The organism is uncultured Bifidobacterium sp. (assembly GCF_959020145.1).
GTDB lineage: Bacteria > Actinomycetota > Actinomycetes > Actinomycetales > Bifidobacteriaceae > Bifidobacterium.
Genome location: NZ_CAUEQY010000003.1, coordinates 133,877 through 148,263 on the forward strand (window position 1 = coordinate 133,877; position 14,387 = coordinate 148,263).

Annotated in this window: 14 protein-coding genes; 2 read left to right on the forward strand and 12 right to left on the reverse strand. The window is 60.6% G+C overall.

Annotation, left to right across the window (positions count from 1 at the left end; translation table 11 throughout):
• A complete protein-coding gene (locus Q5H33_RS02285) occupies nt 1-258 on the forward strand; it encodes a DUF6725 family protein (protein WP_021913854.1) in 258 nt (85 codons plus the stop codon).
• Between the two features lie 97 nt (nt 259-355).
• On the opposite strand, the gene Q5H33_RS02290 is transcribed toward Q5H33_RS02285, so the two are convergent.
• The 12 genes from Q5H33_RS02290 to asnB form a co-directional block, all read right to left on the reverse strand.
• A complete protein-coding gene (locus tag Q5H33_RS02290; protein WP_241155115.1) occupies nt 356-1,486 on the reverse strand; it encodes a prephenate dehydrogenase/arogenate dehydrogenase family protein in 1,131 nt (376 codons plus the stop codon).
• Nucleotides 1,390-2,370 (reverse strand): prephenate dehydratase domain-containing protein, encoded by a 981-nt coding sequence (locus tag Q5H33_RS02295; protein WP_302422811.1) that lies wholly within the window; start codon nt 2,368-2,370, stop codon nt 1,390-1,392. The genes Q5H33_RS02290 and Q5H33_RS02295 overlap by 97 nt, the downstream gene beginning before the upstream one ends.
• Before the next feature lie 69 nt (nt 2,371-2,439).
• Nucleotides 2,440-3,000, reverse strand: coding sequence for a hypothetical protein (locus Q5H33_RS02300; RefSeq protein ID WP_011743422.1), 561 nt, complete (start codon nt 2,998-3,000; stop codon nt 2,440-2,442).
• Nucleotides 3,001-3,150: 150 nt separating this feature from the next.
• Nucleotides 3,151-5,082, reverse strand: coding sequence for a translational GTPase TypA (gene typA / locus Q5H33_RS02305; RefSeq protein ID WP_003810688.1), 1,932 nt, complete (start codon nt 5,080-5,082; stop codon nt 3,151-3,153).
• A 191-nt stretch (nt 5,083-5,273) separates the two neighbouring features.
• Nucleotides 5,274-6,629, reverse strand: coding sequence for an MFS transporter (locus Q5H33_RS02310; RefSeq protein ID WP_302422791.1), 1,356 nt, complete (start codon nt 6,627-6,629; stop codon nt 5,274-5,276).
• 67 nt (nt 6,630-6,696) lie between these two features.
• The gene (locus Q5H33_RS02315; RefSeq protein ID WP_138296735.1) at nt 6,697-7,506 is read right to left on the reverse strand and encodes an NrtR DNA-binding winged helix domain-containing protein; all 810 of its coding nucleotides are present in this window, start codon (nt 7,504-7,506) and stop codon (nt 6,697-6,699) included.
• A gap of 127 nt (nt 7,507-7,633) precedes the next feature.
• Nucleotides 7,634-8,473: a ParA family protein gene (locus Q5H33_RS02320; RefSeq protein ID WP_011743425.1), complete on the reverse strand. Its 840-nt coding sequence runs from the start codon at nt 8,471-8,473 to the stop codon at nt 7,634-7,636.
• Between the two features lie 98 nt (nt 8,474-8,571).
• Nucleotides 8,572-9,525, reverse strand: coding sequence for a site-specific tyrosine recombinase XerD (gene xerD, locus Q5H33_RS02325; protein WP_003810696.1), 954 nt, complete (start codon nt 9,523-9,525; stop codon nt 8,572-8,574).
• Between the two features lie 245 nt (nt 9,526-9,770).
• Nucleotides 9,771-10,154 (reverse strand): 50S ribosomal protein L20, encoded by a 384-nt coding sequence (gene rplT / locus Q5H33_RS02330; RefSeq protein ID WP_003810697.1) that lies wholly within the window; start codon nt 10,152-10,154, stop codon nt 9,771-9,773.
• 52 nt (nt 10,155-10,206) lie between these two features.
• Nucleotides 10,207-10,401, reverse strand: coding sequence for a 50S ribosomal protein L35 (rpmI, locus tag Q5H33_RS02335; protein ID WP_003810699.1), 195 nt, complete (start codon nt 10,399-10,401; stop codon nt 10,207-10,209).
• Between the two features lie 18 nt (nt 10,402-10,419).
• The gene (gene infC / locus Q5H33_RS02340; RefSeq protein ID WP_038444659.1) at nt 10,420-11,118 is read right to left on the reverse strand and encodes a translation initiation factor IF-3; all 699 of its coding nucleotides are present in this window, start codon (nt 11,116-11,118) and stop codon (nt 10,420-10,422) included.
• Nucleotides 11,119-11,406: 288 nt separating this feature from the next.
• On the reverse strand, nt 11,407-13,293 hold the full coding sequence (gene asnB / locus Q5H33_RS02345) for an asparagine synthase (glutamine-hydrolyzing) (protein WP_011743427.1): 1,887 nt from the start codon (nt 13,291-13,293) through the stop codon (nt 11,407-11,409).
• 188 nt (nt 13,294-13,481) lie between these two features.
• On the opposite strand from asnB, the gene Q5H33_RS02350 reads away from it, so the two are divergent.
• On the forward strand, nt 13,482-14,228 hold the full coding sequence (locus Q5H33_RS02350) for a thiamine diphosphokinase (protein WP_117320064.1): 747 nt from the start codon (nt 13,482-13,484) through the stop codon (nt 14,226-14,228).
• Nucleotides 14,229-14,387 lie beyond the last annotated feature (159 nt).

A 14,387-nucleotide genomic window follows, 5' to 3' on the forward strand; every position in this document is an offset into this window, starting at 1 on the left:
ATGCCTATTCCCAATGAGATTCCAGTAGGAGCGCGCATCGTGGTGCGCACCTTGGAAGGCGTCGATCCTACCGATCATCGTATGAAGTTCCGCGATTACGTAGGCCACGTGCGTTCGTGGGACGGTCAGAAACTGGAGATGACGCGCGATGCGGCGGCGAACGGCTCACGTCCCGAGCAGCGTGTCACGATTCCCGCCGACGAAATCGTGACGATCAAGCCGGTGCCGGAACGTTCCATGACTCGGCCACGTCCGTAGTCGCATACCTCCCCCTACCGCGCGCAAAGACAAGAGCGCCGCAATCGCACTGATTTTCTGCGATTGCGGCGCTTTTGCATAGCGATGGCGTCAGTCGTCAGACCACGGAACGCGCCTGCGCGATCGCGGTACGCTCGCCGTCGAATCGCACGATATGCTCGCCTCTGCGGGCGGATTCCAGCAGCGTGCGCTGCCAATCGTTTTCGGGAATCGACAGTTCGACCGTCGCGCAATGTTCGGCGTACTCCGGCTGCCTGCTGGCGGCCTTGTAGTCGCGGAACGGTTGGCCTTGGGCGAAGAAACGGTCCATTTGCTTCACGTCGCCTTCCGTGGGGCGCACGCCGGTATCGGCCATGTCATGCAGCACGTTGGCCACCAACGTCAATCGGTTGGCCATGTTGCGTAGCAAAGTCTCCACGTTGGCCGCGTCCTCCTCCACCATGGCACGTGTGCGGTTCGGATCGGTCAGCGCCACGCGCGTCATGTCACGCCAGGACCCGGCTGCGAGCGCGGCCGCGATGTTGCGGTTCGGGTTGGCCACCAGCTCGTTGATCATGGCGGTGGCGATGACGTGAGGCATATGTGAGATGAGCGCGGCGCAACGGTCATGGGTGGCGTCGTCAAGTACGATGAGCCGGTTGCCGCAACGATTCACGATCATGTCGGCCACGGCGCGGAACCGGCGGTATTCGGTGTGTTCGTCGACGGTGATGGCCCAGAGCACGTCGTCATAGAGTGTAGGGTCGGATGCCTCCCAGCCGGACAGTTCGTTGCCGGCCATCGGGTGTGCTCCGACGTAGCAGCCGTCAAGACCAATGGCTTTGACTTGGTCGCGGACCATGCCTTTGACGCTGCCCACGTCGGTGAGCGTGGTTGTTTCCGTGTCGATCAATGGTTTCAATGCGCCGAGGATTTCGGGCATGGCCTTGAGCGGGTTGCACAGTACGAGCACGTTCGGTTTGGTTTCGGCGAGTGCCGCCAAGGTGGGTTTGCAGATGATGCCGTCGGCTTCGGCGGTGGCGTAGGGGCGGTCGTTGTGGTTCCATGCGGTCACTTCGCAGCCGGCGTTGACGAGTCGGCGTGCCAGTGATCCTCCGATGAGGCCGAGTCCTACGATTGCGATGCGTGGCTTCACCACATCAGCTCCCTTCTGACGGTTTCGTCGTTCTGCCAATCGTCCGGCAGGTGGCTGTCGTCGAGTCGTACGCCGCCTTGCGGCAGCATCCATGAGGTGACGGGCGGGTTGGGGCGTTCCCTGCGCGGGTAGACGGCGAGTGTTTTGGCCCAGTCGCCATGTTCTGCGATTTCCACAAGCGCGTCGCGGAAACGTTCCTCCCAAGGGGCGGCGTCGAGGGTGACGATGAAGCTGTATGTGCCGGTGCGTCCTTTGATGGGCCGTGAGATGAAGCTGGTCATGTTCAGTCCCGCGTCACGGAACACGTCGAGCAGGTTGGCGAGCACGCCTGGGCCGGTGACGAGCGGGATGAGCGTCAATACCGATTCGTATTCGACGTTAGCTTCGGCGCGTGGTTTGGCGAGCAGCCGTGCGACTTCGGCGCGTGACGCGAGCACGAGGAAGTCGGTGGCGGCTCCTTGGTAGTCCTGGATGGCGGTGCCGATGCGGGTGATGTCGTACAGTTCGCCGCAGATGGCGGGACCGAAGGCGATTTCACCTGGGATAAGGTCCCGGCAGGCCGCCGCGTTGGATGTGGCCGGCTGTGTGGAGAGCCGATGTTCGGCGATGAATCGTTTGCATTGCGCGAGACCGTGCGGATGGGCGGTGGCGATGCGCGCTTCGGCTGGATCGGCTCCTTGCGCCACGTATGCGTCGAATTCGACGTTCACACCGACGCGTGCGAATCCGACAAGGTCCTTCGCGTCGATCAGAGCGTCGAGGTTGGGGACCACGTACCCTTCGACGTTGTTCTCCCAGGCCACGATTCCCCAGCCGTCGCCGTGCTGTGCGGCGTCAAGAATCTGCGGCACATCGTCCATAGGCATCAGGTCGAAGCCTTGCGGTTCGAGCCGTGCCAACTCTTGGGCGGCATTGACGGCCGCCTGATGGGTGAAGGTGCCTTGTGGCCCCAGATAGAACAGCTTGCGTGCGCTCATTGCCGCCTGTGCCTCCTTGTTGCGGGTCATCCTAAGCACCTTAGCGCATTCGCGGGGCTGTGGAGGGGTCTAGTCCACCGGTTGGGCGGTGTCATGGTCCGGTTCAGACGATTCGTTCTGGTCATATTCCGTGGAGTCATCCTCAGTGCGCGGCGGCATCGTGAACCAGCTTTTGGGCAGCGCCAGCATGATCAATGGAATCAGCACCACGCCGTATAGCCAGAAATAGCCGGCGTTGTTGCTGAAATACGGCAACGTCGCCGTCTCGCCGAATCCGACGGGAATCATGGCGTCCCCGCCCGGACCGTAACCGGCCATGACGGTCCAGACCACCAGTGACGAACTGATCAGATGCAATGCGAGGCCCGATACGCCATCACGTGAACGCGCCGACCATGTCGAGATGATGACCAGAGCATATGCGATCACAAGACCGTAGGGAATATTCGCCGACGCGCCCATGCGGTGCGCCATCGTGCCGATCACGCCGACGACGGCACCGGCGAGCAGGTCAACCAAAAACCGCGCCCATACCGGTAGACGATGCGACCACGGCAGCAGCCTGCGGTCGATGCCGTCCTGTGATTGCGATTGCGGTTCCGGCTGTGTTTCCTGCGTGCGTTGCGTCATGTCTTCCACTATGCCCTACGTTCCTTACAAAACAGCAAGAAAGGCAAGAGATACGCGGAAAACCGCCGACATCTCTTGCCTTTCTTAAGCGTTTAGCGCACTAGCGGAACACACTACCGTGCCCGCGAAGCGCCAAAACAATGCGAAGAATCACTTGTTATTCTGAGCGTTGTTCTGGCGACGCTGCTTGGCGCGCCACTTGTACCAATCCTCACGGCTCAGAATGATCTTGCGCACGCGGATGGATTCCGGGGTGACTTCCACGCACTCGTCCTCGTTGGCAAAGTCCAGGGACTCTTCGAGGCTCATCTTGATCGGCGGGGTCAGGGTTTCCAGCACGTCTGCGGTGGCGGAACGCATGTTGGTCATGTGCTTGGCCAGCGTGATGTTCACATCCAGCTCGTCCGGCTTGTTGTTGATGCCGACGACCTGGCCCTCGTACACCGGGGACTGCGGCTCGACGAAGAAGTTGCCACGTGCCTGCAGACGCTGCATGGCGTACGGAGTGGCGACGCCCTGACGGTCGCAGACCATGGAGCCGTTCTGACGGGTCACGATCTGGCCGGCCCACGGAGCGTAGCCAGCGGAGATGGAGGAGGCGATGCCGGTGCCGCGGGTGGCGGACAGCAACGCGGTGCGGAAGCCGATCAGACCACGGGAGGGCACGGTGAACTGCAGACGGACCCAGCCGGTGCCGTGGTTGGTCATGTTGTCCATGCGGCCCTTGCGGTCGGCGAGCAGCTGGGTGACGGCGCCCATGTACTCTTCCGGCACGTCGATGGTGGTGTTTTCCATCGGCTCGTTGACCACGCCGTCGATGGTCTTGGTGACCACCTGCGGACGGCCGACGGTCAGCTCGAAGCCTTCACGGCGCATCTGCTCGGCAAGCACGGCCAGTGCGAGTTCGCCACGGCCCTGCACTTCCCAGGCGTCCGGACGGTCGGTCGGCAGCACCTTGATGGACACGTTGCCGATGAGCTCGCGATCGAGGCGGTCCTTGATCATGCGGGCGGTAAGCTTGTGGTCCTTGCCTTCGGTGCCGGCAAGCGGGGAATCGTTGATGCCGAAGGTCATGGAGATGGCCGGGTCGTCAACGTGGATAAGCGGCAGCGGACGCGGATCGTCCGGGTCGACGATGGTCTCGCCGATCATGATGTCGTTCACGCCGGCGACGGCGACGATGTCGCCAGGGCCTGCGGATTCGACCGGGGTGCGCTCCAGGCCCTGCGTACGCAGCAGCTCGGACACGCGGAAGTTCTCGATGGAGCCGTCCACACGGGACAGACCGTAGGTCTTGCCCTTCTCAAGGGTGCCGTTGTAGATGCGGACCAGACCGAGTCGGCCGAGGAAGTCGGAGGAATCGATGTTGGCGACGTGGGCCTGCAGCGGCGCGCCTTCCTCGTATTCCGGAGCCGGAATGTTCTTGATGATGGCCTCGAACAGCGGCTCGAGGTTGTCGTTGTCCGGCAGGCCGCCGTTTTCCGGCTGGTTTTCGGAAGCGTAACCGGCCTTGGCGGCGCAGTAGATGACCGGAAGGTCGAAGAGGGAATCCTCATCGAGGTCGATGCCTTCCTCGATGACGTCCTGGGCCAGGCCGAGCAGCAGGTCGGAGGACTCACCGACGACTTCGGAGATTCGGGCGTCCGGACGATCGGTCTTGTTCACGCACAGGATGACCGGAAGCTTGGCTTCGAGGGCCTTGCGCAGCACGAAACGGGTCTGCGGCAGCGGGCCCTCGGAAGCGTCGACGAGCAGCACGACGCCATCGACCATGGAGATGCCACGCTCCACCTCGCCACCGAAATCGGCGTGGCCAGGGGTATCGATGATGTTGAGGGTGATGCCTTCCGGATGGCCGTACTTGGCGGCCAGCGGGCCGGTGTACTGCACCGCGGTGTTCTTGGCGAGGATGGTGATGCCCTTCTCGCGTTCCAGATCGTTGGAATCCATCACACGGTCCGGGACTTCCTCACGCTCGTTGAACACGTGGGACTGGGCCAGCATCGCGTTGACCAGGGTGGTCTTACCGTGATCGACGTGTGCCACAATCGCTACATTTCGGATATCGCCGCGAACCGCCATCGAAACCTCTCTTAGTGTTGCTGTTCTCTTACGTAAACGTTCGGTACGTACATGCTATCGGTACTTAAAAATCCGTACTTACACACAAACCGAGCCAATTCTAGCGAAGCATTACGACACATGGAAAACGGCGGACCTGTCAGATCATGCCGACAGGCCCGCCGTCAATCGCGCGAAGAGACGCGCGGACCTTAATCCTCAAGCTCCTTGCCAGTGCGTTCAGGCAGGCACAGGGCCGCCACGCAGGCGAGAATGAACGCCACGGCGAAAACGATGAACGCCACGGCCTTGTTGCCACCGGACAAGGTCAGGAACCATGGCATCAGCAGCGGCGCGATGATCGCGGCCACACGACCGCAAGCCGCGGCTGCACCGGAGGCGGCGCCGCGCAGACGCGTCGGATAGATTTCCGGAGTCACCGCGTACAACACGCCCCAAGCGCCAAGGTTGGACGCGGACAGCAACATGCCGAAGCCCAGCACAGCGGCCACGGAACCGGCTTGGGAGAAGGCGAACGCGGCCACGGCGGACACGGCGAGGAACACGCTCAGGGTCTTCCTGCGGCCCCAGATCTCCACCAGCCATGCCGCGAGGAAGTAGCCGGGCAGCTGTGCGATGGCGATGGCGAGCGTGTAGCCGAACGACTTGGTCAGCGAGCCGAACTGGTCGGCCAGCAGAGACGGCATCCACGTGAACGCGCTGTAGTAGGAGAAGTTCACGAAGAACCATGTGGCCCAGATGGCTGCGGTGCGCGCAAGATACTTCTTGCCGAACAGCTCGCGGGTTTTGATCTTCGGCAGCGGCTCGCCCTTCGGGGATGCGACCGGTTCGACGCCTCCGGCCTGTTCGAAGTAGCGCACGGCCTGCTCGGCCTCATCCTCACGTCCCTTGGATTCGAGGAATCGCACGGACTCAGGGATATGAATGCGCGTCACGATGGCGTACAGCAGCGGCAATGCTCCGATGAGCAGCGCCCAGCGCCATCCCCAATCGCCGGTGTTAGGAATGACGAAATAGCCGATGCAGGCGGCGATGATCCAGCCGATTGCCCAGAAGGATTCCAGCAGCACCGTCATACGGCCGCGTTGTTTGGTCGGAGAGAATTCCGAGACCAATGTGGAGGCGACCGGCAGCTCGGCGCCCAGGCCGAGGCCGATGACCAGTCGAGCGATCAGCAGAGCCGCCAGCGACCATGACAACGCCATACCGCCATTGGCCAGACCGAAAATCACCAGCGTCGCGGAGAAGACCGTCTTGCGGCCAACGCGGTCGGCCACGAAGCCGCCAAGCGCGGCGCCGATCGCCATTCCGACGAAACCGATGGACAGCACCCAGCTTTTCTCGGTCGGCGTCAGATTGAAATGCGGATCGGCCGCGATGGCGGCCACGACGAACGACACCAGACCAACGTCCATCGCGTCGAACGCCCATCCAATACCCGAAGCCACCAACAGCTTCCTGTGCGCCTTGTTGAACGGCAGTCGGTCAAGACGCTCGTTGCGAGTCAGCGAGACCTCTCCCCCGACGGTTTGTTGCGATGCGGACATCAACACCCCTTTATCATTGTTTTCCTATTGTGTCGTGAGCTCGTTCAAGCCCGACGATGGCAGGCGATCACGCCGTCATCAATGCGGATAACGCGTCGTCATCCTGGAAAGCAATTCGAGTGTCGTCCGATTCGGATGCCGTTCCGGCTTCGGTCCACAAATCCGTTCCCGGCTTCCGGCTGTACCGGTAGACCGCCGCCGGCCTGTTACGGCCGATCCGCAGTTTCTCACCGGTGTCTTCCAACAGTCCGGAAGCGAGCATTTTACGGCGGAAATTCGCCAAATCGATACGCTGTCCGGCAATCGCCTCGTACACGTCATGCAGTTGGCTCAACGTGAATCGCTCGCCCACCAATCGAGTGGCGATGTCAGGCGATTCGATTTTGCCGCGAAGCCGGTTCATGGCGTATTCGACGATGGTGCGATGGTCGAACGCAAGTTCCGGAAGATGGTTGACGGGGAACCACTTGACGTTGTCCCCTCCGGCGAAGTCGATTCGTCCATCGGCCTCGCCCACCAGGGCCCAGTACACGATGGACACCATCGGCAGACCGCCATGCGAACGTGCCGGATCGCCGAACGTGTAAAGCTGCTCAAGATATTTCGGATGCAGCGACGTCGTCGATTCCAGTGCGGCATACGCCGACTGTTCCAATGAATGGTCGGCCCTCAGACCGCCTCCCGGCAACGCCCATTGCCCCAAAAAAGGCTGACGGACGCGTTTGACCAGCGGCATCCACAGGGTGGAGCCCATGCCGGACGAAGCGGCACCAGCGCCCACATCTGACTGCGGAACCGGTCCCAAAGCCAGAATCACCACGGATACGCCGACCTGCGGAGGCTGCTTGCGCCGTTCCGAGACATTGCCCATGATCAATTGATGGCCTCTTCCAATACTTCGAATTGCTTACAGGAAAGGAGTCTAACACTTATAGTCAACATGACTATAAGTGTGTCGAGTCGCTCATAAACACCAAGAGCCCCCAACGGGGCTCTTGCAAAGTTCAGGCCACGATGTCGTTGGCGATCAGCTCGCGGGCCACTTCACGGTATTCCTTCGCCGTCTTGTGGTTCGGCGCGTAGATGGTGATCGGCGCGGCCGCCACCGTGGAATCCGGCAGCTTGATGGAACGCGAAATCACGGAATGGAACACCTTGCCTTGGAACGCCTCGTAGATACGCTGCAACACCTCCTCGCAATGCAGGGTACGGGTGTACATGGTGACCAGCACGCCATACACTTCAAGGCTCGGATTGATGCGCGACTGCACCTTCTCGATGGATTGCATGAGCAGCGCCACGCCACGCAGCGCGAAGAATTCGGCAGCGACCGGAATGATCACACCGTCGGCCGCGGTCAACGCGTTCACCGTCAGCAGGCCCAACGATGGCTGGCAGTCGATGATGATCACGTCGTACTCGTCCTTGACCTGGCGCAGCACACCGGCAAGCACCTGCTCACGTCCCACTTCGGTGACCAGTTGCACTTCGGCGGCGGACAGATCGATGTTGGCCGGCATAATGTCGAGATTCTCGAAATCGGTGTGGTGAATCACGCTGTGCACGTCCATGCGCGGATTGAACAACGCCGTGTACACGGTGTCCTCCACCGCGTTGGCGTTGATGCCGAGACCCACCGTGGCGGCGCCTTGCGGATCGAAGTCGACGATCAGCACGCGCCTGCCGTATTGGCTTAGCGCGCCGCCGATATTGATGGAACTGGTGGTCTTGCCGACGCCACCCTTCTGGTTGCACATGGCGATGACCCTTGCCGGACCGTGCGTCTGCAGCGGCTCCGGTGCGGGAAACGTCTCATAATCACGTCCAAGCAAATCCGTAGGCATACCGTTTACCTTACCAACATCCTCGTGTCAAAAACTCCACTGTTTCCATGCTAGCCCATCATCGCCGTCAGAAACGGCAGCAACACATGCATCTCATGCTATCTTGCCCTTGGATGCGAGGTCAGATATGTCTCGATGAGGTTCTCCGGGCTTACATGCGTGTAGATCTGCGTGGTGGTGACGCTCGCGTGACCCAGCAGTTCCTGCACGGTGCGCACGTCGGCCCCGCCTTGGATCAGATGCGTGGCGAAGGAATGGCGCAATGTGTGCGGATGCAGGGGCTTGTCGATATGCGCGCGTTCCCCGGCCGCACGGATGATCTCCCACACCGATTGCCTTGACAGTCGTTTGCCGCGCTTGTTGAGGAACAACGCGCGTCGTTCGGTGGGCCCTTTCGCCTTCGACTCGAGCTGCGGCCGTCCGTTTTTGAGGTATCTTGCGATCGCCTCACATGCGTAACTGCCGACCGGCACCAGACGTTGTTTGGAGCCTTTGCCCATCAATCTCGCAACGTTCGATTCCAAGTCGACATCGTCAAGATTCGCGCCGCACGCTTCCGACACGCGGGCTCCGGTGGCGTACATGAATTCCAGCAACGCCTTGTCGCGCAGCATCGCGGGATCGTCGGGCATGTCCGCCATGCCTTCGGATTGAGGCCGATTCTGCGAGACGGGGATCGCGTCCAGCAAACTGGCCACCTCGTCCACAGTGAGCACGTCAGGCAGCGTCGTCGCGCCTTTGGGAGCCTTGACCTGTGCCGCAACGTCATTGGATACCACATGTTCGTTCAGTGCGAAGCGATGGAATGCATGGATGCTGGCCAGTCTTCGTGCCTTGCTGCGCGCGGATTCTCCGGAATCGTCAAGAAAGGCGATGTATCGTTCCACGTCCTGCGTGGTCACTGCATTAAGGTCTTGAATGCCTTGCGTCGCAAGCCAGCCGTTGTATTTGCGCAGGTCCGAGTCATATGCGCGCACCGTGGCTTTCGCAAGTCCTCGTTCCACGTCGATGTACGCGAGGAACTGATCAATCAAGCGTTCGATATCCGTCATCGTGGTCCTCCGTTTGCATCGTCATCATTTGTCGTGTCCGTTCCGTCACGTTCCCGTACGGAACGCGTTGCCCGCATGGAGGATTCCAAGGACGTTCGTTCCAAGTGGAAGCCGTCATTGGATGGAAATCAACATTCCGGAAAGTCTATTCAAAGTATCCGGTATGGGGAACGCGATACGCAAGAACCCCCGTCCGTTTGCCGGATCGGGGGTTCTGAAGTTCACAGGTGAACCGTCGGGGAAACTCAGGCTTCCTTCGGAGCGTTCACGTCAGCCGGAAGAGCGGCCTTGGCCTGCTCGACGATGGCCTTGAAAGCCTCCGGATCGGAGACGGCCAGCTCGGCGAGAGCGCGACGATCCAGCTCGATGCCGGCAAGGTGCAGGCCCTGGATGAAGCGGTTGTAGGTGATGCCTTCGGCGCGGACGGCAGCGTTGATGCGCTGGATCCACAGCTTGCGGAAGTCGCCCTTGCGAGCCTTGCGGTCGCGGAAGTTGTAGGTAAAGGAGTGCAGCAGCTGCTCCTTGGCCTTACGGTACAGGCGGGAGCGCTGGCCGCGGTAGCCGGAAGCCCTCTCGAGAACGACGCGACGCTTCTTGTGGGCGTTTACTGCGCGCTTGACACGTGCCATATTTGATTCCTCAGCTTTCTATTAAGTCTTTGTTTCTAAGCTCTCGCTATGCTCAGCGACCGAGCAGCTTCTTCATGTTCTTGCTCTGGGAAGTGGCCAGAACACCGTCGGCCTTCAGCTCACGGCGCTTACGAGCGGACTTGTGCTCGAGGTTGTGGCGCATTGCGGAGCCGGCGTGCATCAGCTTGCCGGAACCGGTCACGCGGACGCGCTTGGAAGCGGCGGAATTAGTTTTCATCTTCGGCATTGCTGCCCTCCTTGTTTGTTACTTCGTTTCGGAAGTCTTCGGTTTGTCGGATGCCACGGCGGCTTTGGCTGCTGCCGCCGCCTGAGCCTGGGCCTCCTGCTTGGCCGCCAAACGGGCGGCCTGGCGGGCCTGACGCTCGGCACGGGACTGATCGCCACGACGACGCTGCTCGGACTGGGTGTGAACCTTCTTGCCCTTCGGCGCGAGCGTCATGATGATGTTGCGGCCTTCCTGCTTCGGAGCGAATTCGACGGTGCCGTATTCCTCCACTTCGCTGGCAAGTCGCTGCAGCAACTCGACGCCGCCAATCGGTCGCGACTGCTCGCGGCCACGCAGCATGATGGTGACCTTGACCTTGTCTCCGCCGTTCAGGAAGCGCACAACATGGCCCTTCTTGACCTCGAAGTCATGGTCGTCGATCTTCAGACGGAAGCGAATTTCCTTGATTTCCGCGGTGCTCTGGTTGCGGCGCGCCTCACGAGCTTTGATCTTCTCGTTGTACTTGTACTTGCCGTAATCGATGAGCTTGGCGACCGGAGGCTTCGCGTTGGGCGCCACCTCGACGAGATCGAGGTTCGCTTCCTTTGCCAGGTTCAGTGCGACGGAAGTCGCGATGACTCCCACCTGCTCGCCGTTCGGGCCGATCAGACGCACCTGGGAGACGCGAATCTCGTCGTTAATGCGTGGTTCGTCGCTGATGATGACTCCAATCCTCATATTCCATGCAACGGAACATCCTTTGATTGGCAGTTTTCCAAAGTCTCGATTGTTCAAGGCATGCCAAAACGCATCACAACGCGCCGTAAACCCGTAAGAGCGGCTTACATATCTCACCGAGACGACCGGTGGAAGGCATCTGCCTGAACCCGAGGCCCTGAAAGGCTTCCAGGTGGGGATATCCCGCTTTCTTGATTTCTCAAGCCTTGTAAATAATACCACACCCCGGGACCAGCGCGTGTCGCACCGGTCCCGGGGTGTTCGTCACCATTCGGACGGCATCCGCTGTCAGGCGATGGCGATGACGTCCGGCTTCTCGCCGTCGTGCACGAAGTAGACGTCGTACCACGTCAGGAATGAGTACACGGTCCAGATCTTGCGGCGATCGTCGGTTTTGCCGGCATAGTTGTCGTCGATCATCTTCAGCAGCGCGTCCTGGTCGAAGAACTGGCTGACGTAATCGCGTTCGAACACGGAACGGACGTACTTGTAGAACTTCTCCTCACGCAGCCACTTCTTGATCGGCACCGGGAAGCCAAGCTTCTCACGGTCGTACCATTCCTTGGGCAGATGACGTCCCGCCGCCTGGCGGAACGCGTATTTCGTGTTCTCGTCGGTGATGAGGTACTTGGTCGGCACCTGCTCGGCCACGCCCATGAGCTCCTTGTCGAGCAGCGGCACACGCAATTCCAGCGAATGCGCCATGGTCATCTTGTCGGCCTTGAGCAGAATGTCACCCGGCATCCACTGATGCATGTCAAGGTACTGCTTCTTCTTCAGTTCGCTCAGACCCTTGCCTTCCACACGCGCATACGTCTTGTCGACGATGCTTTGCACGCTCGGCGCCTTGCGGTATTCAGGCTTGAGCAGCTGTTCGGACTGCGATTCCTCAAACACACGTGCCTGTCCGATGAAGCTTTCCTCGGCCGGCGCAAGATTGGCGTACAGATGCCATGCGCCCGGGAAGGTCTTGCCCTTGCAGAACCGGGCGATCGCCTTGCGCGCGCCGGCTGGCAGATGCGTGAGCCAGCGAGTCACCACCTTGATGGGCTTGAATTTGGTGTGCACGCCGTAGTCGATGTATCCGGCGAACAACTCGTCGGCGCCTTCGCCGCTCAGCACCACCTTCACGTCTTTGGCGGCCAATGCGGACAGGAAGTACAGCGGCACGCAGCTCGGATTGGAGTCCGGCTCGTCGAGATGCCATTGGATGCGCGGGAACGCGGCGAACGCCTCCTCGTCGGTCAACGACTCGGCGGTGTTGTTCAGTTTGAGCAGTTCCGCCAGTTCGCCGGCCTGCTGCGATTCGTTGTACGTGCCTTTGCCGAAACCGATCGAATACGTGTGCTGCGGACGCGCCACGGCGGCGACGTAGCTGGAGTCGACACCGCTCGACAGGAAGGAGCCGACCTCCACATCGGCGATCTGGTGCGCCTTGACGGAATCGCACACCGTCTGGTCGATCGAGTTCACCAGCTCGCCCAGCTTCTGCTTGCCTTCGCGGAAATCCTCGTCGTAATACCGGTGGATGTCCATCTTGCCATCCCGGTACGTGAAATAGTGCCCTTCCGGCAGCTTGTAGACGCCTTTGAAGAAGGTCTCACCGATCGCCGGATACTGGAAGGTCATATACGGCTTCAACGCCTCGGCGTTGAGCTCCTTGACGAAATCGGGGTGGCGCAACAGGCTCTTGATCTCCGACGCGTACATGAACGTGCCGTTCATCTTCGCATAGTAGAAGGGCTTGATGCCGAAATGGTCGCGCGCGCCGAACAGCTCCTGCTTGTTCTTGTCCCAGATCACGAAAGTGAACATGCCACGTACGCGCTGCAGCAAATCCACACCCCACTGCTCATAGCCGTGCAGCAGCACCTCGGTATCGCTTTTGGTGGTGAAGGTGTGTCCGGCCGCGATCAATTCCTCACGCAGCGTCTGATAGTTGTAGATCTCGCCGTTGAAGGTGATGACCTTCGAACCATCCTCGTTGTAGATGGGCTGCTGGCCGCCGCCGAGGTCGATGATGCTGAGCCTTCGATGGCCGAGCGCCGCATGCTCGTCGATGTAATGGCCTTCGCTGTCCGGCCCGCGATGCGCGATCATGTCGGTCATACGTTGGAGGACCGGGCATTTCACGTCAATGGGCATATCGTTGACGAAACCAGCAATTCCGCACATTATCTGCAATCCCTTCAAAACAAACTCGGTGTCAGTGTACCAGCATCCGCATGTCGAAAAACCGCCGCCGCGCCTCCGAACCGATTCATGCGTGACAATCTCCACAGGTTTCAGACATTTTAGGTATGCCGCATAGCCATGAAAATGACGATTCTTTCCTTTCGTCCGTCACGGCTACACTACCGGGTATGGATTTCCACGATGCCCGCACCTGCGTGATCTTCGGCGCAGGCGATTATTACGATGAGACCCCTGCGATTCCGGATGACGCCTTCGTCGTCGCCGCGGACGGCGGCCTCGACCACGCCCGTGCCTTCGGCATCGACGCCGATTTCGTGGTCGGCGACTTCGATTCGATTACCGGCGGACGCCCCACGCAAAACGACCACACCATCGCATTGCCTTCGGAAAAGGACGATCCCGACCTGCTGTCGGCTTTGAAGATCGGCTGGCTGCGCGGCGCGCGCACGTTCCACATATACGGCGCGCTCGGCGGACGAATCGACCATACGATTTCCAATATTCAGCTTATGGCGCTACTGGCCGACCGTGGCGCGACCGGCTACCTGCACGGCGACGGATCGATCGTCACCGCGATCTGCGACGGCGCGCTCGATTTCCCGGCGGACGACGCCGTTGCGGGACGCATGGTCTCCGTGTTCTCCCACAGCGATATCTCGACCGGCGTAAGCGAAACGGGATTGAAATACGAGCTGCACCACGCCGACATGAGCAGCACGCGCGTCAACGGACTGAGCAACGAGTTCCTTGCCGGCAGGCCGTCCCGCATCACGGTGGAGCATGGCACGCTCATCGTCACGTTCCCCATCGAGGCTCCCCTGCCGCACGTGGCGCGATGGCATGGCTTCTCCGGAGATCTCGGTGCATTGGACACGGACGTGTCCTCTGCGCTGGTCGAGCCAAGCGGCCGTTGAACGCATGCGGGACATGCATGTGAGCGTTCACTGAAAATCGCACTGCATTTTGGAACACGCGCCTCGGAACGTTGCCCTAAGTACAGGTGACGCACTACAGTGGACGGTGTTGGTAAACAATGGCTTCAGTGTGCCTGGCACACGCGTGGCCTACCCTAA

Excerpts from the sequence above, each read along its gene's own strand:
- Q5H33_RS02285 (WP_021913854.1), top strand. The coding sequence starts at position 1 with ATGCCTATTCCCAATGAGATTCCAGTAGGAGCGCGCATCGTGGTGCGC.
- Q5H33_RS02290 (WP_241155115.1), bottom strand. The coding sequence starts at position 1,486 with ATGGATGCTGCCGCAAGGCGGCGTACGACTCGACGACAGCCACCTGCC.
- Q5H33_RS02295 (WP_302422811.1), bottom strand. The coding sequence starts at position 2,370 with ATGAGCGCACGCAAGCTGTTCTATCTGGGGCCACAAGGCACCTTCACC.
- Q5H33_RS02300 (WP_011743422.1), bottom strand. The coding sequence starts at position 3,000 with ATGACGCAACGCACGCAGGAAACACAGCCGGAACCGCAATCGCAATCA.
- typA (WP_003810688.1), bottom strand. The coding sequence starts at position 5,082 with ATGGCGGTTCGCGGCGATATCCGAAATGTAGCGATTGTGGCACACGTC.
- Q5H33_RS02310 (WP_302422791.1), bottom strand. The coding sequence starts at position 6,629 with ATGTCCGCATCGCAACAAACCGTCGGGGGAGAGGTCTCGCTGACTCGC.
- Q5H33_RS02320 (WP_011743425.1), bottom strand. The coding sequence starts at position 8,473 with ATGCCTACGGATTTGCTTGGACGTGATTATGAGACGTTTCCCGCACCG.
- xerD (WP_003810696.1), bottom strand. The coding sequence starts at position 9,525 with ATGACGGATATCGAACGCTTGATTGATCAGTTCCTCGCGTACATCGAC.
- rplT (WP_003810697.1), bottom strand. The coding sequence starts at position 10,154 with ATGGCACGTGTCAAGCGCGCAGTAAACGCCCACAAGAAGCGTCGCGTC.
- rpmI (WP_003810699.1), bottom strand. The coding sequence starts at position 10,401 with ATGCCGAAGATGAAAACTAATTCCGCCGCTTCCAAGCGCGTCCGCGTG.
- infC (WP_038444659.1), bottom strand. The coding sequence starts at position 11,118 with ATGAGGATTGGAGTCATCATCAGCGACGAACCACGCATTAACGACGAG.
- asnB (WP_011743427.1), bottom strand. The coding sequence starts at position 13,293 with ATGTGCGGAATTGCTGGTTTCGTCAACGATATGCCCATTGACGTGAAA.
- Q5H33_RS02350 (WP_117320064.1), top strand. The coding sequence starts at position 13,482 with ATGGATTTCCACGATGCCCGCACCTGCGTGATCTTCGGCGCAGGCGAT.